Source organism: Massilia niabensis (assembly GCF_042655085.1).
In the GTDB taxonomy this organism is placed as follows: domain Bacteria; phylum Pseudomonadota; class Gammaproteobacteria; order Burkholderiales; family Burkholderiaceae_D; genus Telluria; species Telluria niabensis.
The window spans coordinates 199797-224539 of the sequence record NZ_JBHSMU010000003.1 but is presented as its reverse complement, the minus strand read 5'-3'; the positions used below and the strand labels follow the sequence as shown (position 1 = coordinate 224539).

Here is a 24743-nt window from a genome sequence, read left to right as displayed (position 1 = left end):
TCAATCCCCGTCCGGCTTCAAAATCTTCAAAAACGCCCTGACCACCGGCGCATCGTCCTGGCTCGTATAGCTGATGTACAAATTTGCCGACGGCGGATTGGTCCGGATCGGCAGGAACACCACCCCCGGCCAGCCGATGCGGCTGGTCGTCTCCGGCATCAGGGCCACGCCCAGCCCGGCGCCGACCATCGCCAATAAAGTTTGCGGCTCGGCCGCTTCCTGGAAGATGGCCGGCTGGAAGCCGGCGTTGATGCAGCACCCGATCAGGTAACGCGGCTCGGCCGACTGGTTCAGGTGCAGGGACAGCATTGGTTCCTGCGCGATGTCGATCAGCTCGATCGCATCGCGCCGCGCCAGCGCGTGGCCCTTGTGCACGGCGACGCAGACGTTCTCGCGAAAGCACAGTTCCTGGCGCAGGTTGGCGGCCTTCAGGTCCTCGTCGTCGAGACGAGGCTCGCGCCAGAAGCCGACGTCGATCTGCTTCGAGCGCAGCGCCTCGAACTGCTGGTCGGGGCCCGATTCGTGCAGGGTCCAGGTCACGCGCGGGAATTCGGTCTGGAAGCGTTCCAGCAGGCTCGGGATCGGGCCCCACATCGCCGAACCGACGATGCCCACGCGCAGGCGCCCGACTTCGCCGCGGTCGATCTGGCGGATGGTGTCGATCGTCATGCGCATGCGGCCCAGCAGCTCGGACGCTTCCACCATCAGCGCCTTGCCGGCCACGGTCAGCTCGAAGCTGCGCGTGGTGCGCGCGAACAGGCGCACGCCGAGTTCGGACTCCAGCTTCATGATCTGCTGGGACAGGGGCGGTTGCGAAATGTGCAGGCGCTCGGCGGCGCGGCTGAAGCTTTTTTCCTCGGCCACGGCGAGGAAGTATTTCAGCTGTTTCAGGTCGATCGACATGGAGTAAGCGTCTTAAGCCGCGTGCGCCGCCAGGGCCACGGCCAGGCGCGAGCCGACCAGCGCGTTGTGCTTGACCAGCGCGATGTTGGTGACGAGGCTGCGCCCCGCGGTCAGTTCCTTGATGCGTGCCAGCAGGAAGGGCGTGACCTTCTTGCCGACCACGCCCTGCTGCGCCGCCTCAAGCAGCGCCTGCTCGGTGATGCGGTCGATCTCCTCCTTGGGCATCGCGGCTTGCTCCGGCACCGGATTGGCGAGCACCACACCGCCGGCCATGCCCAGCTGCCACTTGGTACGGATGAAGTTCGCCTGGCTCTCCGCGCTGTCGAGCTGGAAGTCGGCGTTGAAGCCGCTTTCGCGGGTGAAGAAGGCCGGGAAGCCCGGCTGGCCAACGCTCACGGTCGGCACGCCGTGGGTTTCCAGGTATTCGAGGGTCAGGCCGATGTCGAGGATGGATTTGACGCCGGCGCACACGACCGCCACGCTGGTGTGTGCCAGTTCCTGCAGGTCGGCCGAGATGTCGAAGCTGGTCTCTGCGCCGCGGTGCACGCCGCCGATGCCGCCGGTGACGAACACCTCGATGCCGGCCAGTTGCGCGCAAATCATGGTCGCCGCCACCGTGGTCGCGCCCAACAGGCGCTGCGACAGCACATAGGCCAGGTCGCGCCGGCTCACCTTGATGGCGTCCGGAGCGGTACCGAGCTGTTCCAGCTGCTCGTCGGACAGGCCGATGCAGATCTTGCCGTCCATGATGGCGATCGTCGCCGGCACCGCGCCTGCGTCGCGGATGATCTGCTCGACTTCGCGCGCGGTCTGGACGTTTTGCGGGTAGGGCATGCCGTGCGAGATGATGGTCGACTCGAGGGCGACGACGGGGAGGCCGGCGTTACGGGCGGCGGCCACTTCGGGGGAGAACAGGAGGAACGATTGCATGGTGAATCCAAATTAGGCTGGGGTGAGGGCGCCGAAGGTATCGGGCGCCAGTTGCGGGCAGACCGTCTCGCGGCAGGCGATGGTCATCGCGGCGAGCTGCAGGCCGCGGCGGCAGGCCAGCGTCAGGTCGTTGCCGCCGCCGTGCAGCGACAGGCACACCGCGGCGGCAAAGGCGTCGCCGGCGCCGGTGACGTCGACCACGGAGGCCGGCGGCGCCGCGAGATGCTCGACGCCGCCGGGGCAGGTGAACAGCACGCCACGCACGCCCAGCGTGACGATCACGTCCTGTGCGCCTTGCGCCTGCAGTTCGCGGCAGGCCGCGGCCAGCCCGGCGTCGTCGTTCAAGGTGCGGCCAACGCGCGCGGCCAGTTCGCCTGCGTTCAGTATCAGCAGGCGTACGCCTTCGAGCGACTGCGGCAGGCGGTTCATCTTCGGTTCCGAGACCGCGACCAGGACCACCGACACGCCGCCCTGCGCGGCATCGCGCTGCAGCGTGGCGATGGCCTCCATCGGCAGGTTCAGGTCGGCCACGATCAGCGAGGCGCCGGCGCGCTGCTGCTGGCGCATGTCGAGGAAGGCCGGGGTGATGCGGCCGTACAGCGCCATGTCGGCCAGCGCCACGACCATCTGGCCGTCGGCATCGAGCACCGCCGTGTAGGTGCCGCTGCCGGCGTCGTCGAGTTTCAGGGCACCGCGTACATCGATGCCGACGCTCTCGGCGTGGGTGAGCAGGGCGCGCCCGGACGTATCGTTGCCGACCGCCGTAATGAGCGAGACCGCCGCGCCCATGCGCGCCAGGTTCTCGGCGATGTTGCGGGCGACGCCGCCGAACGACTCGATACCGGAAGCCGGGTTCGAGCTGCCCATCGCCAGCGGGCCGGTGGCGCGCAGCTTGCGGTCGAGGTTGGCGGCGCCCACGCACAGGATCGGCCGCTGGTCGGGCAGCACATAGGCACGCCCCAGCAGGCGGCGTTCGCGCACGAGGGTGGCGATATAGCCCGCCACCGCCGAGCGCGAGAGGCCGAGTTCGGCGGCGAGATCCTGCTGCGCAATGAAAGGATTGGCGCGGATCAGCTCGTACAACTGTTCTTTTTTCGAGAGTTCAGTCACGGTCGGGGCACTATTCAACAAATGTTATATGATCATAGACAAATGTTTAGTTGCCGTCCACACATTTGTCAGCTTTACCTGATTGTAGCCATCTGTCTACCGAGCGCTACGCTAAATTTATGGCCATTTATTTGCGTGTCGTATAAATGAGCAAGAGAAATGGTATTTGCCATACATATCCGGGATAATGCATAGTTCAGGTTATTCATGGCTTATCGGCGCCCGTCTCTCGCGGTGCCGGGCCGATGCCGCAGCAGCCCGCACGACCGCCTCCTCATTGCCCAATTCATCGACCAGATTCAACAGAAGGAAACCTCATGTCCAGCAATACTCCATTCGAAGCCGCCGACATCATTCGCGCCCGTAAGCCAGGGTTTGCGCCGCGCGTGGCGATGATCCTCGGTTCCGGCCTCGGCGTATTGGCCGAGCAGATGACGGACGCGGTCTCGATCAGCTACAGCGAACTGCCGGGCTTCCCGATCAGCACCGTGCACGGCCACGCGGGCGAACTGGTGCTCGGGACCCTGGCCGGCGTGCCGGTGGTCTGCATGAAGGGCCGCGGCCACTTCTACGAAGGCTACGGCGCCAACGTGATGACTTCCGCCGTGCGCACTTTCAAACTGCTTGGCTGCGAGATGCTGCTGGTGACGAACGCCGCCGGCTCGCTGCGCGCGGAAGTCGACGCAGGCAGCGTCGTCGTCCTCACCGACCACATCAACCTGCTGCCTGGCAGCCCGATGGCCGGCCCGAACGACGACCGTTTCGGCCCGCGCTTCTTCAGCATGGCCAACGCCTACGACGCCGAACTGCGCGAGCTGGTGAAGGCCACCGCGGTAGAGAAGAACATCGCCGTCGCCGAAGGCGTCTACCTGGCAGCGCCGGGCCCGAACTTCGAGACCGCCGCCGAAATCCGCGCCTTCCGCACGCTCGGCGCGGATGTCGTCGGCATGTCGGTGGTGCCGGAAGTGATCTCGGCGCGCCACTGCGGCCTGAAGGTCGTCGGCATCTCGGCGATCACCAACCTGGCAGAAGGCTTGAGCCCGTTCGCGCTGTCGCACGAGCAGACCCTGAAGTACGCGGCCATCGCCGCGAAAGACCTGGTCACCCTGATCCACTCGTTTACCGAGCGCCTGGGTTCGATTCCACGTGCTGCAAACCCGGTCGCGGCTTAATTCACTCAAGGCGAGCACACATGTCACGCGCATTCATCCTCCTGCTTGACTCGTTCGGCCTGGGCGCGCTGCCCGACGCCGACAAATACGGCGACACCGGCGCCAACACCTTCGGCCACATCGCCGAATGGGCCGCGAAAGAAGGCAAGCCGATGTTGCTGCCGAACCTCGAGCGCCTGGGCCTGGCTGCTGCCGCCCACAAGGCCAGCGGCGAATGGGCCGCCGGGTTTGAAAAGCGCGAAGGCTTCACCGGCGCCTGGGGCGTCGCCCGCGAACAGTCGACCGGCAAGGACACGCAGAGCGGCCACTGGGAAATCGCCGGCGTGCCGGTGCTGTTCGACTGGGGTTATTTTCCGAAGACGGTGCCGTCCTTCCCGCAAGAGTTGACCGACAAGCTGCAAGAGCTCACTGGCGTTCCCGGCTGGCTCGGCAACTGCCACGCCTCGGGCACCACGATCATCGACGAACTCGGTGACGAGCACGTCGCCAGCGGCAAGCCGATCCTGTACACCTCGGCCGACTCGGTGCTGCAGATCGCCGCGCACGAAGAGCATTTTGGTCTCGATCGCCTGTACGAAGTCTGCGAAGCAGCCTATGAGCTGGTCAAGCCGTACAACATCGGCCGCGTGATCGCGCGTCCCTTCCTCGGCGAGAACGGCAAGTACAAGCGCACTTCGAACCGCCACGACTACGCCGTGCCGCCGACCGCGCCGACGCTGCTCGACCACGTGAAAAACGAAGGCGGCGAAGTCATCGCGCTGGGCAAAATCAGCGACATCTTCGCCGCGCAGGGCGTCACGCGCCTGGTAAAAGGCGTGGACAACATGGCGCTGTTCGACCGCCTGCTGGAAGTGGCCGACGAGGCGCCAGCCAAGTCGCTCAGTTTCGTGAACTTCGTCGACTTCGACATGCACTTCGGCCACCGCCGCGACGTCGCCGGCTATTCGAACGCCCTGCACGAGCTGGACGCGCGCCTGCCCGAGTTCATGGCAAAACTGAAGGATGGCGACCTGGTCGTCATCACCGCCGACCACGGCTGCGACCCGACCGCGCCCGGCTCTGACCACACGCGCGAACACATCCCGATGATCTTCTTCGGCCCGAACGTGGCGCCGCAGGCGTTGCCGATCGCAAACACCTTCTCCGACATCGGCGCCACGCTTGCCAAGCACCTCGGCGTCAAACCCCTTTCCAACGGAACCGCACTGCTATGACCCAGAACCTGGACTTCAAACGTAATACCGCCGTCGGCCTCGACCTCGGCTGGGTGAACAGTATCAAGGTCAACCGCAATGCGGCCGACCGCCGCGCCGCCAGCCTGGCGAACCGCCGCACGGTGAAAAAGGAATACCAGGCCGCCTGGCTGATCCGCGCCGTGCAGTGCATGGACCTGACCACCCTTGGTGGCGACGACACCCCGGGCCGCGTCGAGCGCCTGTGCATGAAGGCAATGCGCCCGCTGCGCGCCGACCTGATGCAGGCCCTGGGCCTGGAATCGCTGACCACCGGCGCCGTCTGCGTCTACCACGAGATGATCACCCCGGCCGTCAAGATCCTGCAGGGCCGCCTGCCGATCGCCGCCGTGTCGACCGCGTTCCCGGCCGGCCTGTCGAGCCTCGAGACCAAGATCCGCGAAATCGAATTGTCGGTTGCCGCGGGCGCCACCGAGATCGACATCGTCATCACGCGCCAGCATGTGTTGACGGGTAACTGGCAGGCGCTGTACGACGAGATGGTGGCCTACCGCGCGGCCTGCGGCGACGCCCACGTGAAGGCCATCCTCGCCACCGGCGATCTGGTCACGCTGGACAACGTGGCGAAAGCCTCGTGGGTCTGCATGATGGCCGGCGCCGACTTCATCAAGACCTCGACCGGCAAGGAAGGCGTGAACGCCACGATTCCCGTGTCGCTGGTGATGGTGCGCGCGATCCGCGAATACTACGAGCAGACAGGCTTCCAGGTCGGCTACAAGCCGGCCGGCGGCGTCTCGACCGCGAAGTCCGCCTTGCAGTACCTGACCGTCATGAAGGAAGAGCTGGGCAACGACTGGCTGCAGCCGCACCTGTTCCGCATCGGCGCCTCGAGCCTGATGACCGACATCGAGCGCCAGCTCGAGCACTACGTGACCGGCGCCTACTCGGCCGCACATCGCCACGCGCAACCTTAAATACCGAACGGATTCGTCATGCCAACTATTAACGAGATTTTGCAAACTATGGATTACGGCCCCGCACCTGAAAGCACCAAAGAAGCACAGGCGTGGCTGGACCAGCATGGACGCCGCTTCGGCCTCTTCATCGACAACGCGTGGGTTGACGGCGCCGAGACCTTCGCCTCGAACAACCCGGCCGATGGCTCCGAGCTGGCCCAGGTGACCCAAGCCACGGGCGACGACGTCACCCGCGCAGTGGAAGCCGCGCGCCGCGCGCAGCCGGGCTGGGTCGCCATGGGTGGCCACGGCCGCGCGAAAGTCATGTACGCGATCGCGCGCCTGCTGCAGCGCCACGCGCGCCTGTTCGCGGTGCTCGAGACGCTGGACAACGGCAAGACCATCCGCGAAACGCGCGATGCGGATTTGCCGCTGGCCGCGCGCCACTTCTACCACCACGCCGGCTGGGCCCAGCTGCAGTCGGAAGAATTCGCCGACTACCGCGCCGTGGGCGTGGTCGGGCAGATCGTCCCCTGGAATTTCCCGGTCCTGATGCTGGCATGGAAAATCGCGCCGGCGCTGGCCGCCGGTAACACCATCGTCTTCAAGCCGGCCGAGTACACCTCGTTGACAAGCTTGCTGTTCGCCGAGATCTGCCAGCAGGCCGGCGTGCCTGCCGGCGTGGTCAACATCGTCACCGGCGACGGCCGCGTGGGTGAAGCGATCGTGAACCATCCTGGCATCGACAAGCTGGCCTTTACCGGCTCGACCGAAGTCGGCCGCATCATCTGCAAGGCCACCGCGGGCAGCGGCAAGAAACTGTCGCTGGAACTGGGCGGCAAATCGCCCTTCATCGTGTTCGACGACGCCGACCTGGACGCGGCCGTCGAAGGCCTGGTCGATTCGATCTGGTTCAACCAGGGGCAGGTGTGCTGCGCTGGCTCGCGCCTGTTGGTGCAGGAATCGATCTACGACCGCTTCATCGCCAAGGTCAAGACCCGCATGCAGAACCTGCGCGTCGGCTCGCCGCTCGATAAGTCGAACGACATCGGCGCCCTGGTCGACCCGGTGCAGCAGCAGCGCATCCACGGCCTGGTGGAAGCCGCCCGTGCGGAAGGCTGTGAAATCTGGCAGCCGGCCCGCGAAGCGCCGGTTGCCGGCTCGTGGTACCTGCCAACCCTGATCACCGGCGCCTCGACCTCGGCCGCCGTGGCCCAGACCGAAATCTTCGGACCAGTGCTGGTGGCCATGAGCTTCCGCACCCCGGGCGAAGCGGTGCAACTGGCGAACAACACCGTGTACGGCCTCGCCGCCTGCGTGTGGTCGGAATCGATTTCGCTGGCGCTGGACGTGGCGCCGCAGATCAAGGCCGGCGTGGTGTGGATCAACACCGCCAACCAGTTCGACGCGGCCTGCGGCTTCGGCGGCTACAAGGAATCGGGTTTTGGCCGCGAAGGCGGCAAAGAGGGCATGTACGAGTACCTGACGCCGCTGTCGGAAGATGCGCGCCCAAGCGCACCGGTCATTGCCGCAGTCGGTTCGACCCGCGCTGAAGTTCGCCAGAGCGAAGGCAGCAACCCGTTCGCCGTCGACCGCACCGCCAAGCTGTACATCGGCGGCAAGCAGGCCCGCCCTGACGGCGCCTACAGCCGCGCGATCCATGGCGCGAATGGGGCTTTCCTGGCCGATATCGGCGAGGGTAATCGCAAGGACATCCGCAACGCCGTGGAAGCCGCGCACAAGGCGGCCGGCTGGTCGAAGGCCACCGCACACAACCGCGCCCAAGTGCTGTACTACATCGCCGAAAACCTGGCCGTGCGTGCCGAGGAATTCGCAGCGCGCCTGGCCGCCATGACCGGCGTGCGCGACCCGCAGCGCGAAGTCGCGGCATCGATCGAGCGCCTGTTCTACTGGGCCGCCTGGGCCGACAAGTACGACGGCCAGGCCCACCAGCCGCCGATGCACGGCATCACTGTCGCGCTGAACGAGCCGGTCGGCGTCATTGGCGTGATCTGCCCGAACGAGAACCCGCTGCTGGGCTTCATCTCGCTGGTCGCCCCTGCGCTGGCGCTGGGCAACCGCGTCGTTGCTGTGCCATCGGAAGCCCATCCTTTGTCCGCGCTCGATCTGTACCAGGTGCTGGACACCTCCGACCTGCCGGGCGGCGCGCTGAACATCGTCACCGGTTCGGCTGACGAGCTGGCGCGCACGCTGGCGACGCACGGCGACGTCGATGCCGTGTGGCGCCACGACGGTTCGGCCGAGGGCTGCGCCGAAGTCGAGCGCCTGTCGTCCGAGACCCTGAAGCGCACCTGGGTCGGCGGCGGCAAGGGCCGCGACTGGTTCGATGCGAAGCAGGCCTGCGGCCGCACCGTGCTGCAGCACGCGAGCCAGGTCAAGAATGTCTGGATCCCATACGGCGTTTAAGTTGAAATGAAGACCGTCACGTGTAAAACGTGACCGGTAGGGTGGACGGGTCCCCCGTCCACGCGGTGGTAGTTGGCGTATGCCGGTTCGAGCACGAACGCGGAGCCGATAACGATCACCGCGTGGACGGCAGAGCCGTCCACCCTACGTCGTTTTATTCATGTGTCAGCGGCTGAGCACTACCAAATTTTTAAAGAGAGCACCCATGTTCCTCCCCCAAGAAATCATCCGCAAAAAACGCGACGGCGGCACCCTGAGCGCCGAAGAGATCCAGTTCTTCGTTCGCGGCATTCCTGACAACACCGTCACCGAAGGCCAGATCGCCGCGCTCGCGATGGCCGTCTACTTCAACGACATGAGCATGGACGAACGCGTCGCCTTCACGCTGGCGATGCGCGATTCCGGCCAGGTCCTGGAATGGAAATCCCTGAACCTGCCAGGCCCGGTGGTCGACAAGCACTCGACCGGCGGCGTCGGCGACGTGGTGTCGCTCATGCTCGGACCGATGATCGCTGCCTGCGGCGGTTTTGTCCCGATGATCTCGGGCCGTGGCCTGGGCCACACCGGCGGCACGCTCGACAAGTTCGATTCGATCCCCGGCTACAGCACCGTTCCCGAACCTGAACTGTTCCGCAAGATCGTCAAGGAAGTCGGCGTGGCCATCATCGGCCAGACAGCCCAGCTGGCGCCGGCCGACAAGCGTTTCTACAGCATCCGTGACACCACGGCGACCGTGGAATCGGTGGCGATGATCACCGGCTCGATCCTCTCGAAGAAGCTCTCGGCCGGCCTCGACGCGCTGGTGATGGACGTGAAAGTTGGCAGCGGCGCCTTCATGCCGACCCCGGAAAAATCGCTGGAACTGGCGCAGAGCATCGTCAGCGTCGGCAACGGCGCCGGCACCCGCACCTCCGCCATCCTGACCGGCATGGACGAGTCGCTGTGCCATGCGGCCGGCAATGCGGTGGAGGTGCGCGTTGCGATCGACTACCTGACCGGCAAGTCGAGGCCAAGCCGCCTGCACGAAGTGACGATGGCGCTGTGCGCCGAGATGCTGGTGATTTCGGGCCTGGCGTCGAACGACGGTGAAGCCCGCGCCAAGCTGCAGGCCGCCCTCGATTCCGGCGAAGCCGCCGAGCGCTTCGCGCGCATGGTCGCCGCACTGGGCGGCCCGGCCGACCTGATGGACAAGCCGGACGCCTACCTCGAGACCGCGCCGGTCATCGTGCCGGCCCCAAGCTTGCAGGCCGGATACGCAGCGAGCGTCGACACCCGTGGCCTTGGCCTGGCAGTCGTGGCGCTGGGTGGCGGCCGCGTGCGTCCGCAGGATGCGATCGATTTCGCCGTCGGTCTCACCGGCCTGGTCGAACTGGGCGACAGGATCGAGGTCGGCCAGCCGCTGGCAATGGTCCACGCCCGCACGCCGGAGGCCGCCGCGCAGGCCGTGCGCCAGGTGCAGGCTGCCTACCAGATCGGTTTTGAAAAGCCAGCTGCCGCGCCGATGATCCACCGTACCATCCGTCCAGAATAAGGAAGCACGTGAAATACGAAAAACTGATCGACGAAGCACGCGCCGCGCGTGAACTGGCGTATACGCCATATTCCAAGTTTCAGGTCGGCGCAGCCCTCGAATGCAAGGATGGCCGTATCTTCCGCGGCTGTAACGTCGAAAACGCTTCTTACGGCTTGTGCAATTGCGCCGAGCGCACCGCCTTCTTCTCGGCGATTGCCCACGGTTACAAGCCGGGCGACTTCACGGCGCTGGTCGTGATCGGCCAGACCGACGGCCCGATTGCGCCATGCGGCGCCTGCCGCCAGGTCATCCTCGAACTCGGCGGCAACGCGCTGCCGGTCGTGCTGACCAACCTGAAGGGCGACATCCACGAGACGACGGCCGCCGCCCAGCTGCCGAACGCGTTCGGTGACTGGGACCTGAACAAGTAAGCCGTCGCATCAGGGCAGGGCAGCGTGACCAGGCACGCGCCTGCGCCGCCCGCCATCAAAGAAAGCGCTGCACACGTAAGTAAGTGGCAGCGCTTTCTATCTTGGATTCCGCCGTCTCCCGTCGGACCATTCCGAACCGATACTTCCCATCTTTCCCGATTCGCATGCAGTGCCGATGACATTGCGTTCTCGGCGGCAACAGCGTGATCTTCCTCAAGAGCAAGATTGCGATCCCGGCGTGTAATCGCTGGGTTCTCGTTGCACCTGCGCAGCATCATTGCGCCTCACGTCGAGTTGGTGTCACGCCCCAGGGAGAGATGGATGTCAGAGTACTGCAATGTCGCCGGTCTTCTCGGAGCCTTCAGCCGCTTTACCCAGCACACCCGCCTGATCAGGCTGACGACACCCCTGGGCGAAGACCTGCTGGTCGAATGCGTGCGTGGCGAAGAAGCCATCAGCGGCGGCTACAGCTTCAGGATCGATGCCCTGTGCCTGGACGCGCATCTCCCACTTAAGATCCTGGTCGGCCAGCCGGCGCTGCTGCAACTGCTCACCGCCACCAGCATCGACCAGCGGCGTCCCTTCCACGGCTACATTACCGCAGCCGAGATGACCGGCGCGAACGGCGGCTTCGCGCGCTATGTCCTTACGCTCGAACCCTGGAGCGCGTTCCTTTCGCTCGGCCGGGACAGCCGCGTGTTCCAGGACATGACCGTCGTCGACATCCTCGACGCCGTCTTCAAGCGCTACGCGGGGCAGGGCAGGCTTGCACCGCAGTGGCGGTTCGAGCTTGCCGACCAATCCGTTTACCCCCGCCGCAGCGTCACGACCCAGTATCAGGAAAGCGACCTGGCGTTTGCCCGGCGCCTGATGTGCGAGGAAGGCCTGTTCTATTTCTTTGAACACAGCGGCGACCCGGACAGCCCATCGCTGGGCGGCCACACCATGGTGATCGCGGACCACAACGGCGCATTCGAGCCGAACGTCCAGGCGGCGGTCGCGTTCACCCGGCCAGGCGCGGTCATGCGCGCCGACAGCATCGACCGCTGGCGCACCGAATATCGTGTGCGAACCAGCGCAATCGAGGTCGGCAGCTGGGATTACCGCACCGTGCGCCAGCGGCAGGTGGCTGCCGCCGGCATCAACGCTAATGCTAACGGAAATGCGCCACAACTGACCAGCCGCGACACGCCCGGCATCTATGCCTGGCAGGGCCGCGTGCAGGGCGAGCGCATCGCCACCAACCAGATCGAGGCACTGGAAGCCTCATCGCAGGTGCACGTTGCAGCGGGAACCGTACGCAGCTTCGCGCCCGGCACGACCTTTACCCTCCACGGCCATGCCCGGTTCGACGAGGCCGACCGCGACGACGGCCGCACTTTCGCCATCGTGCGCGCGGTACACCTGATGCACAACAACCTGGGCGCCGACATGCTCGGCGCCGTGAGCGAACTGTTGGGGCAGGGCAGCATCGCGCAGGCGGCGGCCGGCGAACCGGAAATGACCCCCGCGCGCGACACTGGCGGCGAACGCCCGCTGTACCGCAACCGGGTGGACGCCATCCTGGCGCGCGTGCCCTACCGCAGCAGCGGTAGCGACGAGCACGGACGCATCCTGCATCCACGCCCGACCGTGCGCGGCCAGCAGACCGCGATCGTCGTCGGCCCGCCGGGCGCAACGATCCACACCGACCGCGATCACCGGGTCAAGGTGCAGTTCCACTGGCAGCGCGGCGCTGCCAGCCACAGCCGCTTGAGCCATCCCTTCCCGGATGGCCATACCGGCGCACCGGGCAACGACGCCGCCGGCACCTGGGTGCGCGTCGCCACGCCGGTGGCCGGCGCGAACTGGGGCAGCAACATGGTTCCGCGTGTGGGCCAGGAAGTGCTGGTCGATTTCCTGGAGGGCGATATCGACCGGCCAGTGGTCATTGGCAGCCTGTACAACGGGCGAGGGCAGCTGGATGCACAACATAACCAGCATGCGCATGGCGCTTGCGCGGCGACCGGCAACGCGCCGCCCTGGTTTCCCGGCGAGGGCGGCGGGCATGCGCACCCGGCCGTGCTGTCAGGGATCAAGACGCAGGCAATGGGGGACAGCCAGAGCGGCGCCGGCGCGTACAGCCAACTGGTGTTCGACGACAACGCGGGCCAGTCGCGCATCGCCCTGCAGCACCACGCGAAATCGCATGACGGCGCGGCGGAACTGAACCTCGGACACCTGCGTCACCAGAGCGACAACGCGCGCCTGGATCCGGCCGGCTTTGGCGCGGAGCTGAAAACCGCCGACAGCGCAGCGATTCGTGCGGGGCAGGGGCTGCTGCTGTCATCGGACGCGAGGAGCGGCGCCAGCGGCAGCCAGCTTGACTCGCGCGAGGCCGTGTCTCAAATCGAGGAGAGCGGGCAACTGCAGGTTGACATCGCTACGCAGGCGCAGAAGCACAATGCGCTTCTGAAGGATGAACCTTCGCCAGCGGAGCTCGTGGCCCTGAAGCAGATGGGCCACAGCGTTGAGGTTGTCGCGAGCACCGACAGCGGCGGCGGGCAGGGCCAGGTGACCGCATACAGCGAACCGCACCTGCAACTGTCGAGCCCTGCCGGCATCGTGGCCGCGACCCCGGCCGATGCCGTCCTGTCTGCTGAGCTTAGCGGCAGCATCGTTGCCGGGCAGGACATCAATTTTGCAGCGCAGGGGAATGCATTCACGGCGGTTGTCGCTGGCATCAGCCTGTTCACCTATGGGAAGGCGGGGAGCAAGTCGAAGCCGAACCAAGAGCTTGGCATCAAGTTGCATGCGGCGAGCGGGAAGGTGAGCAGTCAGAGTCAGTCTGGTACGACTTCGTTGGGCGCTGACAAGGCCGTGACCGTGGCAAGTGTAAACAAGACGTTGGCGATTTCGGCAACGAAAAAGCATGTGCTGCTGACTGCGCAGGGTGCGTATATCAAGCTGGAGGGTGGGAATATCGAAGTGCACGCGCCGGGGAAGGTGGAGTTCAAGGCGAGCAAGAAGGAATTAGCTGGACCGGTGAGCGTGCCGAGCACCGACATCGCCATGAAAGTTCCCGAACTCAATATGAAGCGTGACCTTGAAATTGAGTATGTAGACGCAGACGGCAATGTCCTAGCCGATGAGCCAATCGAATTTTATTTTTCAGATGGCCTCCAGAAAAAGGTAAGCCTGGATGGTGACGGAAAAGCGACGCTAAAGAACGTACCCATGGGGCAGTTTCGTTCCAAACAACCTCGACGCAAATGAGGGGAATATTGATGGCTGCTACGACTGCAACAAAAAAACCCGCTTCTGCAACCGTACAAGACGTCTGCATTGATCTTCCCGGTGAGACTGTGCAGTGCTGGCGATCAAGTGACAATGTAAGAGTGGTATTGCGAAAACACCGAGACGTCATCTTTCACATCAGCTTGCAACCCGGGGCACTTTACTCAGTCGAATCCAGGAGCGCTTTCTACTGTCCGGTTCTGAAAAAATTGCTCAGAAAAGTCGAGTTTCTGGATGGGAGTCCCTGTCACGTCTGGGTAGGCCGGGAGTTCAAAGATGCACTTGTTTTGAAGATGAACGGTCGGATTTTGGGAACCTATCAAATCGATCAGCTCGACACCACAACCTACGGAGGCGACCCGAAAACAAAACCCGAACCGCTCATGGTCGTCATGGGACAAAAAAAGTCGTTAGTTCCAGTGCCCTGTGAGCGTGCATATCGAAAAGAAAATAAAAGGGAAATATCGAGTCGCCTTGAAAGGATATCTGGCATCTGATGTCTTGGGAAAAATTCGGGGCAAGGTTGCCAAACTGAAGCCTACTCATATCAATGTCCCGCTTGGCTCCGGTAGGAGCGCATTTGTTGACGGCGGTTTTGGAAAGACCGGAAAAGCTGGTTATGGTGGCTTCAAGCGTATTATGATTACGAGCGCAGAAAACTTCAGCAAAGGAATGAAGATTCAGGCAATCGGAACGGTGATTGATTTAATTGTCGACGTTAATGCAGTATATTTTTACGAAAAAGGAAGTCGGGATCTTTCCGAATTTCTAGGGCGAGCAGGTGTCTCAATTATCAAGGCCGGAGCGACTGCGGCAATTGGTAGTGCTATCGCCGCGGTTGGTGTCGCAGGTCTCTCAGCGCTCGTGGCAGGCGCCCTTCCAATAGCGATTTTGGCTTTAATTGTGGTAGTGGGCTTTATAGGCGCGGCGATGCTTGTTGATACGATCGACGAGAGTTTCAACGTCAAGGAGAGTGTCGCTAAATGGGCACGATAAAAATGGGAAAGACAAATTACAGCGCTCTGTTTATGTCCTTTTTTCTACTGTGTGCAGGAAGTGCCTTTGGGTGGGCTATCGTCTCGAAATTGGTCGGATCGCACGAGAGTGTCAATTTCCTGCAATTTTCCGGGTTCGCAGCCACGATCATCTTCGTCGCGCAACTGTCGGCCTTCGTCGCGTCTGGCGAGAGCTTAATTCGAAGACTTATATTTCTCGCAATGTTTGGGCTTTCGTTAGTATGGATGATGCTATGCCTGTTTTTGCCAATTTTCTGGATGAGAGAAGTCGGGCTGGTCACGAAATCCTCCATTGCTGCATTCGCGCTTTTATTATTCTTTGCCAATGCCTTCAAGGGCCTGCGAAGTTTTGAGGAAAGCTGGAAGAAAAAATCACCCTCAGTGAATAAGTACTATAAAGCGAGGGAACGTATTCTTGACTGGGAAAAGCTCGTGGGTTCGCTACATCTATCTACCTCGTTTTTTATTCCAGGGGCGCCTAAATGGGTCGAGCCGGTCTTATCTTTATTATTGATCTTGTCCATGATCGCTGGACTAAACCTGAGGAAGGTATTCCCAGTTTTCAGTATTTTTGCATGGGGTATACCGTGTGTTATTGGCTCATCAGCTCTGATTCAGATAATTGCAATGAGAGTCGCTCAGGCAATAAAAGTAGCTGAGATCGAGAAGGAAATAGGGGAGCCCATCCGTCCTAAGCTTTGCTGAAGCGTATTTAGTGCAGAGCATACGCGTTACGCATACCCTCGCAAGAGTAAGCTAGTCGAGCGCACGACAATGCGATTTCACCTGGTCTGCATCGCCTTAAGCCGCGCTCGCATCCATCTGCATCATCCCAAATATATTCCCATCCGGGTCCTTGAAGTAGGCAAGCCACCCAATCCCCGGAATCGCCATCTTCGGCACACACAGCATGCCCCCGCCACCCTGCACCTTGGTCATCGACGCATTGAGGTTGTCGACATCGACCGTAATCACAAACGCATTCGGCGACGCCATCGGCCCAGGCGCCGGCGCGGGGCGCGGCAGCAGGCCGCCGTTGATGCCGGGCTGACTGTCCGGCCCGGTATTAATCGTCCAGTATTCGCCGACGGGAAATTTGCTGAACGACCAGCCGAAGAGATTGCTATAGAAATCGATCAGCGACTGCGGATTCGAGGCGTGGATTTCGAAAAGCATGGCGCGTGACATGACTTTTTCCTTTCAGCGATTCGGCTGTCTGTTCACATCTGCTGGAACAGGTGCGAATGGTTCCGGCTCACCTCCAGCTCATGAGGGTAATTGCGCACCCTGAGCATCTGCCGCCCGCGGATATCGCGCGAGACCTCGGCAATGGCGTCGACCCGCACCAGGGTCGAGCGGTGGATGCGCCAGAATTCGTCGGGGTCGAGCTCGTCCGCCAGTTCTTTGAGCGTCTTGCGGATCAGGAGTTCCGCAGTTGCCGTCTGCACCCGCGTGTACTTTTCGTCGGACTGGAAAAACAGGATCTCGCGCGTGCTCACCATGCGCAGGCTGCCGCCCACCTGGGCCTGGATCCAGCGCAGGTAGTTGCGTTTGGGGGCCGTGCCTTGCTGCAGCAGGCTGCCCAGTTGCGCGAGCTGGGCGCCGATGTCCTGGGGCGCCTGCGGCAGGCGGCGGCGCAGGCGTTCGCAGGTGGTTGCCAGGCGCTCGGCGGTCACGGGTTTCAGCAGGTAGTCGATCGCGCCACCCTCGAAGGCGTCGACCGCGTACTGGTCGTAGGCGGTGGCGAACACGATGTGGCAGCGGTTGTAGAGCTGGCGCGCGGCTTCGATGCCGCCCATGCCGGGCATGCGGATGTCGAGGAAGGCGATCTGCGGCCGGTGGCGCGCGGCCAGTTCCACCGCTTCGATGCCGTTCGAGGCCACTGCGACGACATCGAGCGCGGGCCAGACCTCAAGCAGGCGCGCGCGCAGCTGTTCGCGCATCGGCGCCTCGTCGTCGGCGATCAGGGCGGTCACGGCCATTACGCGTCCTCCATCATCTTGTAGGGAATGCGCACCGAGGCGCAGGCGCCGCCGCCGGGCGGCGCTTCGATGACTAGTTCAGCCTGGGTGCCGTACAGCAGCTGCAGGCGTTCGCGGATATTCGCCAGGCCGACGCCTTCGTCCGCATGGAGATTGATGCCGACGCCGTCGTCGCACACGTCCACGACGAGCGTGGCGCCGTCGACGCGGGCGCGGACCGTGATGGTGCCGCCCTCGATTTTCGGTTCGAGCCCGTGCTTGATGGCGTTCTCGATCAGGGTCTGCAGCATCATTGGCGGGAAGGGGGAGCTGCCGAGGAAGTCCGGCACCTCGAAGCGCACCGCCAGGCGCTCCTTCATGCGGGCCTGCATGATGGCAAGATAGGCGCGTGACAGTTCGAGCTGCTTGCCGAGCGTGGCGCCACCGGAGGCGCGCATCTGCGGCAGCGCCGAGCGCAGGTAGGCGATCAGGTGCGCGTGCACCCTGGCCGCCTCGGGTGGATCGGTTTCGATCAGGCGGCCGATCAGGGCCAGCGTGTTGAACAGGAAGTGGGGCTCGACCTGGGCCTGCAGCGCGGCCATCTGCGCTTCGGTCAGGCGTCGCTCGAGGGTGGCGACGTCGGCTTTCAGGGTGGCGTCGCGTGCCACCAGGTCGGCGCGGCGCTTGCCGCCGGCCAGCACCTTGATGCCGAAAGAGAGAAAGAAATACCAGACCGCGGGCTCTGGTGTATTCAACATGCCGAGGAAGACGAACGCCAGAAGCCACGTAACGGCCAGCTTGCGCCAGTCGACCACGGCGACCCAGTCGAAAAAGGCCCACCACAGCTTGCCGACCTCCTTGAGAACTTCACGCAAGGAGTCGAGCGTCCGGTTGATCTGGCTTGCCTGCACGTTCAGTCTCCGAGCGGGGTGGTCTTGTCTTTGTTAATCGCCAGCACCGCGTACTTGATGGCGAGGAAGGTGGCGAACAGCATCAGCGCCAGCGGAATCACGGTGATCGCGCAGGCCACCAGCACGGCAGCGAGCAGCCGGGCCGGCCATGGCAGCGCCGAGAAGGTGCGCAGGCCACCGCGCAGGGTACGCAGGCAGGCCTGGGCAGCGTCCTCAAGCTCGGCGGCGAAGGATTGGAAGGTCGTGGTTTTCATGCGTGCTCCTCAGGTGGGTATGTCGATGAGGCTACTTTAGGCCCACCTGGCAGCTGACGCGAGCGTACTGCGACGAAGCGCGCATTTCATGGGCTAACCGGCAGCGCCAGCCGACGAACGGCTTGCTGCGCGCTCCTCCCAATAACGCTTGAGCAGTCCGTAAAATTCGGTGTCCGCCGTTTCACCGTGCACGATCCAGCGTTCCGGCATGAATCCTTCACGTCGGAATGACAGCTTTTCCAGCACCTGGCGCGATCCGATGTTGCGCGGATCGATGTCGGCCTCGATCCGGTTCATGCCGAGCGCGCCGAAAGCATGGTCGAGCACCGGCACGAGCGCCTCGGTAGCATAACCCTGTCCCCAATGCCTGCTCCCGAGTACATAGCCGAGGTCGCAGCGGCGGTTGCCGTGGTCGAAGGCGAACAGGCTGGCCACGCCGACGAGCTCACCATTGGCAGTCACCACGATGCCATAGCGCAGGCCGCTACCGTCGGCATACCCGGCGGCAGCGGCGGCCAGCATGTCCTCGGCCTGTGCCATCTCGGTCCAGGCGCTGCGCGACCAGTAACGTACGACCGCGGGATCGGAAAAGATCGCGAACAGGGCAGGGCCGTCGCCCTCCGCCAGTGGACGCAAGCTCAGGCGCGGGGTATGCAGGATGGGCGGCAACGAATCAGGCATGGTGGTCTCCGTCAGCATCAGGCTCATCGTGCCCCGATGGCTGAGTTTGCGTTAGATCAAAGGTGTTGGCACTCTCGCACTGGTAGCTAACCGAGTGCTTTAGCATTGTCCATTTACCGCTGTTGACTTCGCATATACGCAAAATGATATGACGGCATCACGGCGTGCGTTTATATTACCGGATCGGCAGACGTCTTTTGCATTTTTGCAACGCATGGCAAAGTGTCCCGCCGGGTCCGGCTTCGCCTCGCTTTACATTCGGGGCGTGGACGCGCACATTGCCAGGAAAGCCTTCGGTCCAAACATGGGTGCAAACAAGGGAGAGTCCGCATGAACGAGTCCAGACCCCAGTCGATGTCTGCCTTCTGGATGCCTTTCACGAACAACCGCGACTTCAAGGCCAATCCGCGCCTGCTGGTGTCGGCCGAAGGCATGTACTACAAGGACGTGGACGGCAACCAGGTCCTCGACGGCACCGCCGGCCTGTGGTGCGTGCCCTGCGGACATGGGCAGCCGAAGATCGTGGGCGCGGTGCGCGAGATGATCGGGCAGCTCGACTTTGCACCGACCTTCCAGATGGGCCATCCCGCCGCGTTCGACCTGGCCGAGAGGTTGATGGACTACACCGGCCACAAGTTCGGCCACGTGTTCTACACGAACTCCGGCTCCGAAGCGGTCGACACCGCCCTCAAAATTGCGCTGGCCTACCACAAGGCGCGCGGCGAGGGCAGCCGGACCCGCCTGATCGGGCGCGAGCGCGGCTATCACGGCGTGGGGTTCGGCGGGCTGTCGGTGGGCGGCATCGGCCCCAACCGCAAGAGTTTCGGCCCGCTGCTGCCGGGCGTGGACCACCTGCCGCACACGCACGACCTGCTGAAAAACGCGTTCTCGCGCGGCGAGCCGGACTTCGGCGTCGAACTGGCGGACGAACTCGAACGCCTCGTCACCCTGCACGATGCGTCCACCATTGCTGCCGTGATCATCGAGCCGGTATCCGGATCCACCGGCGTGCTGGTGCCGCCGAAAGGCTACCTCAAGCGCCTGCGCGAGATCTGCGACAAGCACGGCATCCTGCTCATTTTCGACGAGGTGATCACTGGCTTCGGGCGCCTGACGACGCCGTTCGCCACCGATTATTTCGACGTCGAGCCGGACATGATGACGACCGCGAAGGGCCTGACCAACGGCGTGATCCCGATGGGCGCCGTGTTTTCCAGGCGCTTCATCCACGACGCCTTCATGGAGGCGCCGGCGGGAATCGAGCTGTTCCACGGCTATACCTATTCCGGCCACCCGGTGGCCTGCGCTGCCGCGCTGGCGACCCTGGAGGTGTTCAAGGAGCAGCAGATCCTGGATCATGCGAAAGCGATCCAGCCCTACTGGGAAGACGCGGTGCATTCGCTCAAGGGCCTGCCGCACGTGATCGACCTGCGCACGATCGGCCTGGTCGCCGGGATCGAGCTCGAGCCGATTGCCGGCAAGCCGGGCGCGCGCGCCTACCAGGCATTCAAAAAGGCGTTTGCCGAGGGCATCCTGATCCGCACCACGGGCGACATCATCGCCCTGTCGCCGCCCCTCGTCCTCGAGAAACAGCACATCGACGAACTGTTCGGCAAGCTCACTGGCGTACTGAACAACCTGGATTAAAGAGACACAGCATGGACAACCTTCAGATCATCGGCCACTTCATCGGCGGCCACGTCGTCGACACCGCGGGCAAACGCTACGCCGACGTCTTCAACCCGGCGCTGGGCGAGCCCTGCGCGCGCGTCACGCTCGCCAGCGTCGACGAAGTCAACGCCGCCGTATTCGCAGCAAGCGCAGCCTTCCCGGCCTGGTCGGCCACGCCGCCGCTGGCGCGCGCGCGCATCCTGTTCAAGTACCTGCAGCTGTGCCAGCAGCACACCGACGAATTCGCCGCGCTCATCACGCGCGAGCACGGCAAGACCTTCAGCGACGCGCAAGGCGAAGTGGCGCGCGGCATCGAGGTCGTCGAGTTCGCCTGCGGCATCCCGCAGATGCTCAAGGGCGAGTTCACCGACCAGATCGCGCGCGGCATCGATGCCTGGTCGATGCGCCAGCCGCTGGGCGTGGTGGCGGGCATCACGCCGTTCAACTTCCCGGTGATGGTGCCGATGTGGATGTTCCCGGTCGCCATCGCCTGCGGCAACACGTTTGTGCTGAAACCGTCCGAACGCGACCCGTCGCCGTCGCTGCTGCATGCGCGCCTGCTGAAGGAAGCCGGGTTGCCGGACGGTGTGTTCAACGTGGTCCAGGGCGACAAGACGGCCGTCGACGCGCTGCTGGATAACCGCGAGGTGCAGGCAATCAGCTTTGTCGGCTCGACGCCAATCGCCGAGTATATCTACGCCCGCGGCAGCGCCAACGGCAAGCGGGTGCAGGCTCTGGGCGGGGCCAAGAACCACATGGTCGTGATGCCCGACGCCGACATGGAGATGGCAGTCGATGCGCTCATCGGCGCGGCCTATGGTTCCGCCGGCGAGCGCTGCATGGCGATCTCGGTGGCCGTGGCCATCGGCGATGCCGGCGACAAGCTGGTAGCGAGCCTGGCCGAACGCACGGCCAGGCTGAAGATTGCCGACGGCATGAGCGAGGGCGCGGAGATGGGCCCGGTGGTGACGCAGGCCGCCCGCCAGCGCATCGAGCGCCTGATCGGCGAGGGCGTGGAGCAGGGCGCGACCCTGGTCGTCGACGGCCGCAATTACAAGGTCGAAGGCCGCGAGAACGGCTTTTTCATCGGCGGCACGCTGTTCGACCATGTGCTGCCGTCGATGAGCATCTACCAGGAAGAGATCTTCGGGCCGGTGCTGTGCGTGGTGCGCCTGCCGGATGTGGGCAGCGCGGTCGAACTGATCAATGCCAACGAGTACGGCAACGGCGTCGCCGTGTTCACCCGCGACGGCGGCGTGGCGCGCGAATTCGTGCGCCAGATCCAGGTGGGCATGGTGGGCGTGAACGTGCCGCTGCCGGTGCCGATGGCCTTCAACAGCTTCGGCGGCTGGAAGCGCAGCATGTTCGGCGACCACCATGCCTACGGGCCGGAAGGCGTGCGCTTTTATACGCGGCACAAGGCGGTGATGCAGCGCTGGCCGAATACGGCCAGCGCCGGCGTGGAGTTCGCGTTTCCGCAAATGAAGTAGGGCCACGGTTTTGGCAGAAAGGTAGCAGCAACAGCAACAGGTAACGAAGCAGTCGAACACCAGCACTCCAACAAAAACCAGGGATGCACATGATCGAGACTCTCCAGCACCTGCCGCCGGCCGCCGATTCGCACGGCACGCTCGCGGCGCAGTTCAAGGACCTGGCGCCACCGCTGACAGCGCGCCAGGCGGCCATCGAAGCGGCGCGCTGCCTGTATTGTTACGACGCCCCCTGCATGCGAGCCTGCCCGACCGGCATCGACGTCGCCAGCTTCATCCGCAACATCCACGACCAGAACATCAACGGCGCCGCCATCGGCATCCTCAAGCAGAACATTTTCGGCGGCAGCTGCGCGCGCGTCTGCCCGACCGAGATCCTGTGCGAAGACGCCTGCGTGCGCAACAATGCCGTTGAGCGCGAGCCGGTGAAGATCGGCCTGCTGCAGCGCCATGCGATCGACAACGCAAGCTTTGATGGCCACCCGTTCGCCCGTGGCCCCGCCACCGGCAAGATCATAGCCGTCGTCGGCGCCGGTCCGGCCGGCCTGTCCTGCGCGCACCGGCTGGCCATGCTCGGGCACGACGTGGTCGTGTTCGAATCCAGGCCGAAAGCGGGCGGCCTGAACGAATACGGCATCGCCAAGTACAAGCTGCCCGGGCAATTCGCCCAGCAGGAGGTCGACTTCCTGCTGTCCATCGGCGGCATCGACATCCAGTACGGCCAGGCGCTGGGCGACAACCTCCAGCTGAGCGACCTGCACGCGCGCTTCGACGCCGTCTTCCTCGGCCTCGGCCTGGGCGCCAGCCGCCGGCTGGGCCTGGTGGGCGAAGACGCCCCGGGCCTGCTGGCGGCCACCGACTATATCGCCGCGCTGCGCCAGGCAAGCGACCTATCGACCCTGCCGGTGCCGCGCCGCGCGGTCATCATCGGGGCGGGCAATACCGCCATCGACATGGCGGTGCAGATCAAGCGCCTGGGCGCCGACGAGGTCACGCTGGTCTACCGCCGCGGCTTCGACGCCATGAGCGCGACCGGCCACGAAATCGAGATCGCCAAGCTCAACGGCGTGCGCATCCGCACCTGGGCGTCGCCTTTGGCCGTGCTGCTGGGCGAGGATGGCCGCGTGGTCGGCATGCGCTTCGAGGAGACCCGCATGGATGACGGCCGCCTGGCGCGCACCGGCGCCTTTATCGACATCGCGGCCGACGCCGTGTTCAAGGCGATCGGCCAAGCGATGGAGGCGCCCCCGGAAGCCGACGAAATCGCCCAGGGCCTGTGGCAGGGCGGCGAGCGGATCGCCGTCGACGCTGGGCTGCGGACGAAAGTAGCGGGCATCTACGCTGGCGGCGACTGCGTCTCGCTCGGCCAGGACCTGACGGTGCAAGCCGTCCAGCACGGCAAGCTGGCCGCACTGGCCATCCACAACGCGCTGGTCAACCACAACTTTGCAGCGGAGGCAGCATGGCCGACCTGAGCATCGATTTTTGCGGCATCCGTTCTCCGAATCCATTCTGGCTGGCTTCGGCCCCGCCGACCGACAAGGCCTATAACGTCGTGCGCGCGTTCGAGGCGGGCTGGGGCGGCGTGGTGTGGAAGACCCTCGGCGAAGACCCGCCGGCGGTCAACGTCTCGTCGCGCTATTCGGCCCATTACGGCAAGAACCGCGAAGTCATCGGTTTCAATAACATCGAGCTGATCACCGACCGCAGCCTGGAGATCAACCTGCGCGAGATCACGGCCGTGAAAAAGGCCTGGCCGGACCGCGCGATGATTGTGTCGCTCATGCTGCCCTGCGAGGAAGCGCCGTGGGCGGCGATCCTGCCGCTGGTGGAAGCCACCGGCGCCGACGGCATCGAACTCAATTTCGGCTGCCCGCACGGCATGCCGGAACGCGGCATGGGCGCAGCGGTCGGGCAGGTGCCGGAGTACGTGCAGATGGTCACAAGCTGGTGCAAGAAGCACACGCACCTGCCGGTCATCGTCAAGCTCACGCCGAACATTACCGATGTGCGCGCACCCGCGCGCGCGGCGCTGGCCGGCGGGGCCGATGCGGTGTCCCTGATCAACACCGTCAATTCCATCACCCACCTCGACCTCGACCGCATGATTGCCTTCCCGGTCGTCGGTGGCGCCAGCACCCACGGCGGCTATTGCGGCTCGGCGGTGAAGCCGATTGCGCTGAACATGGTGGCCGAGATCGCGCGCGATCCGGCGACCAGCAGGCTGCCGATCTCCGGCATCGGCGGCATCGGCAACTGGCGCGATGCGGCCGAGTTCATTGCGCTCGGCGCCGGGTCGGTGCAGGTGTGCACGGCGGCGATGCTGCATGGCTTCCGGATCGTCGAGGAGATGAAGGATGGCCTGTCGCGCTGGATGGACGAAAAGGGCTACGCGAACATCCCCGCGTTCTCGCGCAAGGCTGTGCCGAATACGACCGACTGGAAATACCTGGACATGAACTTCCAGACGATTGCGCATATCGACCAGGACAAGTGCATCGGCTGCGGCAAATGCTTCATCGCCTGCGAGGATACCTCGCACCAGGCTATCGCCCAGCTGATTGGCGACAAGGGCGGGCGACGGTATGAGGTGATCCGTGACGAATGCGTCGGCTGCAACCTGTGCGAAATCACCTGCCCGGTCGAGGCCTGCATCACGATGGTGCCGCAGGAAACCGGCAAGCCGACCATGAACTGGACGCAGGACCCGCGCAATCCCCGTGCCGAGGTGCCGGCAGCCGGATTCGTCGCGGAGCCGGTGGCCGAGGTTGCCACTGCCCCTGCCACCGCCATTGCCACGACAGCGGCCGAGCTACCCGTCTGATTCACCCACGCTTGTCAATACGTT

The 24743-nt window shown here is 64.2% G+C and carries 21 protein-coding genes; 13 read left to right on the top strand and 8 right to left on the bottom strand.

Annotated elements, in window-relative coordinates; all coding sequences use genetic code 11:
• From ACFPN5_RS01120 to ACFPN5_RS01110, 3 genes are read right to left on the bottom strand one after another with little or no spacing between them, the layout of a single operon-like run.
• Entirely contained in the window at positions 1–903 is a 903-nt protein-coding gene (locus ACFPN5_RS01120; protein WP_379779230.1) for a LysR family transcriptional regulator, read from the bottom strand.
• Positions 904–915: 12 nt separating this feature from the next.
• Entirely contained in the window at positions 916–1833 is a 918-nt protein-coding gene (locus ACFPN5_RS01115; RefSeq protein WP_379779228.1) for a pseudouridine-5'-phosphate glycosidase, read from the bottom strand.
• Between the two features lie 12 nt (positions 1834–1845).
• Positions 1846–2943: a carbohydrate kinase gene (locus ACFPN5_RS01110; protein WP_379779226.1), complete on the bottom strand. Its 1098-nt coding sequence runs from the start codon at positions 2941–2943 to the stop codon at positions 1846–1848.
• A gap of 317 nt (positions 2944–3260) precedes the next feature.
• Here ACFPN5_RS01110 and xapA point away from each other — a divergent pair, with 317 nt between their 5' ends.
• The 9 genes from xapA (at position 3261) to ACFPN5_RS01065 (ending at position 15632) form a co-directional block, all read left to right on the top strand.
• Positions 3261–4115: a xanthosine phosphorylase gene (gene xapA / locus ACFPN5_RS01105; protein WP_379779224.1), complete on the top strand. Its 855-nt coding sequence runs from the start codon at positions 3261–3263 to the stop codon at positions 4113–4115.
• A 20-nt stretch (positions 4116–4135) separates the two neighbouring features.
• Positions 4136–5329 (top strand): phosphopentomutase, encoded by a 1194-nt coding sequence (locus tag ACFPN5_RS01100; RefSeq protein ID WP_379779222.1) that lies wholly within the window; start codon positions 4136–4138, stop codon positions 5327–5329.
• Complete coding sequence (deoC, locus tag ACFPN5_RS01095) at positions 5326–6282, top strand: deoxyribose-phosphate aldolase (RefSeq protein ID WP_379779220.1); 957 nt, start codon at positions 5326–5328, stop codon at positions 6280–6282. Before ACFPN5_RS01100 ends, deoC begins: the two co-directional genes overlap by 4 nt.
• An 18-nt stretch (positions 6283–6300) precedes the next feature.
• On the top strand, positions 6301–8691 hold the full coding sequence (locus ACFPN5_RS01090; RefSeq protein ID WP_379779218.1) for an aldehyde dehydrogenase family protein: 2391 nt from the start codon (positions 6301–6303) through the stop codon (positions 8689–8691).
• A 205-nt stretch (positions 8692–8896) separates the two neighbouring features.
• Positions 8897–10222 (top strand): thymidine phosphorylase, encoded by a 1326-nt coding sequence (gene deoA / locus ACFPN5_RS01085; protein WP_379779216.1) that lies wholly within the window; start codon positions 8897–8899, stop codon positions 10220–10222.
• An 8-nt stretch (positions 10223–10230) separates the two neighbouring features.
• Positions 10231–10635, top strand: coding sequence for a cytidine deaminase (locus ACFPN5_RS01080; RefSeq protein ID WP_379779214.1), 405 nt, complete (start codon positions 10231–10233; stop codon positions 10633–10635).
• Positions 10636–10893: 258 nt separating this feature from the next.
• A complete protein-coding gene (locus tag ACFPN5_RS01075) occupies positions 10894–13890 on the top strand; it encodes a type VI secretion system Vgr family protein (RefSeq protein WP_379779212.1) in 2997 nt (998 codons plus the stop codon).
• Positions 13891–14337: 447 nt separating this feature from the next.
• Entirely contained in the window at positions 14338–14907 is a 570-nt protein-coding gene (locus ACFPN5_RS01070) for a hypothetical protein (RefSeq protein WP_379779210.1), read from the top strand.
• On the top strand, positions 14895–15632 hold the full coding sequence (locus ACFPN5_RS01065) for a hypothetical protein (protein WP_379779208.1): 738 nt from the start codon (positions 14895–14897) through the stop codon (positions 15630–15632). Before ACFPN5_RS01070 ends, ACFPN5_RS01065 begins: the two co-directional genes overlap by 13 nt.
• A gap of 96 nt (positions 15633–15728) precedes the next feature.
• On the opposite strand, the gene ACFPN5_RS01060 is transcribed toward ACFPN5_RS01065, so the two are convergent.
• From ACFPN5_RS01060 to ACFPN5_RS01040, 5 genes are all read right to left on the bottom strand, one after another.
• On the bottom strand, positions 15729–16115 hold the full coding sequence (locus ACFPN5_RS01060) for a VOC family protein (protein ID WP_379779206.1): 387 nt from the start codon (positions 16113–16115) through the stop codon (positions 15729–15731).
• 32 nt (positions 16116–16147) lie between these two features.
• On the bottom strand, positions 16148–16909 hold the full coding sequence (locus tag ACFPN5_RS01055; protein WP_379779204.1) for a LytR/AlgR family response regulator transcription factor: 762 nt from the start codon (positions 16907–16909) through the stop codon (positions 16148–16150).
• The gene (locus ACFPN5_RS01050) at positions 16909–17799 is read right to left on the bottom strand and encodes a sensor histidine kinase (protein WP_379779202.1); all 891 of its coding nucleotides are present in this window, start codon (positions 17797–17799) and stop codon (positions 16909–16911) included. The genes ACFPN5_RS01055 and ACFPN5_RS01050 overlap by 1 nt, the downstream gene beginning before the upstream one ends.
• A gap of 2 nt (positions 17800–17801) precedes the next feature.
• The gene (locus tag ACFPN5_RS01045; RefSeq protein ID WP_379779200.1) at positions 17802–18053 is read right to left on the bottom strand and encodes a hypothetical protein; all 252 of its coding nucleotides are present in this window, start codon (positions 18051–18053) and stop codon (positions 17802–17804) included.
• Positions 18054–18146: 93 nt separating this feature from the next.
• Positions 18147–18734 carry a GNAT family N-acetyltransferase gene (locus tag ACFPN5_RS01040; RefSeq protein WP_379779198.1) on the bottom strand — a complete coding sequence of 196 codons (588 nt, stop codon included), beginning with the start codon at positions 18732–18734 and terminating at the stop codon, positions 18147–18149.
• Positions 18735–19064: 330 nt separating this feature from the next.
• Here ACFPN5_RS01040 and aptA point away from each other — a divergent pair, with 330 nt between their 5' ends.
• The 4 genes from aptA (at position 19065) to preA (ending at position 24719) form a co-directional block, all read left to right on the top strand.
• Positions 19065–20381 carry an omega-aminotransferase AptA gene (aptA, locus tag ACFPN5_RS01035; RefSeq protein WP_379779196.1) on the top strand — a complete coding sequence of 439 codons (1317 nt, stop codon included), beginning with the start codon at positions 19065–19067 and terminating at the stop codon, positions 20379–20381.
• An 11-nt stretch (positions 20382–20392) separates the two neighbouring features.
• On the top strand, positions 20393–21895 hold the full coding sequence (locus ACFPN5_RS01030) for a CoA-acylating methylmalonate-semialdehyde dehydrogenase (protein ID WP_379779194.1): 1503 nt from the start codon (positions 20393–20395) through the stop codon (positions 21893–21895).
• A gap of 89 nt (positions 21896–21984) precedes the next feature.
• Positions 21985–23370, top strand: a complete 1386-nt coding sequence (locus ACFPN5_RS01025) for an NAD(P)-dependent oxidoreductase (protein ID WP_379779192.1) — start codon at positions 21985–21987, stop codon at positions 23368–23370.
• On the top strand, positions 23358–24719 hold the full coding sequence (gene preA, locus ACFPN5_RS01020) for an NAD-dependent dihydropyrimidine dehydrogenase subunit PreA (protein ID WP_379779190.1): 1362 nt from the start codon (positions 23358–23360) through the stop codon (positions 24717–24719). The genes ACFPN5_RS01025 and preA overlap by 13 nt, the downstream gene beginning before the upstream one ends.
• The last annotated feature ends 24 nt before the right edge of the window (positions 24720–24743 follow it).

Coding starts and splice junctions, on each gene's coding strand:
- ACFPN5_RS01120 (WP_379779230.1), bottom strand. CDS start 903: ATGTCGATCGACCTGAAACAGCTGAAATACTTCCTCGCCGTGGCCGAG.
- ACFPN5_RS01060 (WP_379779206.1), bottom strand. CDS start 16,115: ATGTCACGCGCCATGCTTTTCGAAATCCACGCCTCGAATCCGCAGTCG.
- ACFPN5_RS01100 (WP_379779222.1), top strand. CDS start 4,136: ATGTCACGCGCATTCATCCTCCTGCTTGACTCGTTCGGCCTGGGCGCG.
- aptA (WP_379779196.1), top strand. CDS start 19,065: ATGAACGAGTCCAGACCCCAGTCGATGTCTGCCTTCTGGATGCCTTTC.
- ACFPN5_RS01025 (WP_379779192.1), top strand. CDS start 21,985: ATGATCGAGACTCTCCAGCACCTGCCGCCGGCCGCCGATTCGCACGGC.
- ACFPN5_RS01030 (WP_379779194.1), top strand. CDS start 20,393: ATGGACAACCTTCAGATCATCGGCCACTTCATCGGCGGCCACGTCGTC.
- ACFPN5_RS01090 (WP_379779218.1), top strand. CDS start 6,301: ATGCCAACTATTAACGAGATTTTGCAAACTATGGATTACGGCCCCGCA.
- ACFPN5_RS01065 (WP_379779208.1), top strand. CDS start 14,895: ATGGGCACGATAAAAATGGGAAAGACAAATTACAGCGCTCTGTTTATG.
- deoA (WP_379779216.1), top strand. CDS start 8,897: ATGTTCCTCCCCCAAGAAATCATCCGCAAAAAACGCGACGGCGGCACC.
- ACFPN5_RS01045 (WP_379779200.1), bottom strand. CDS start 18,053: ATGAAAACCACGACCTTCCAATCCTTCGCCGCCGAGCTTGAGGACGCT.
- ACFPN5_RS01040 (WP_379779198.1), bottom strand. CDS start 18,734: ATGCCTGATTCGTTGCCGCCCATCCTGCATACCCCGCGCCTGAGCTTG.
- preA (WP_379779190.1), top strand. CDS start 23,358: ATGGCCGACCTGAGCATCGATTTTTGCGGCATCCGTTCTCCGAATCCA.
- ACFPN5_RS01115 (WP_379779228.1), bottom strand. CDS start 1,833: ATGCAATCGTTCCTCCTGTTCTCCCCCGAAGTGGCCGCCGCCCGTAAC.
- ACFPN5_RS01055 (WP_379779204.1), bottom strand. CDS start 16,909: ATGGCCGTGACCGCCCTGATCGCCGACGACGAGGCGCCGATGCGCGAA.
- deoC (WP_379779220.1), top strand. CDS start 5,326: ATGACCCAGAACCTGGACTTCAAACGTAATACCGCCGTCGGCCTCGAC.
- xapA (WP_379779224.1), top strand. CDS start 3,261: ATGTCCAGCAATACTCCATTCGAAGCCGCCGACATCATTCGCGCCCGT.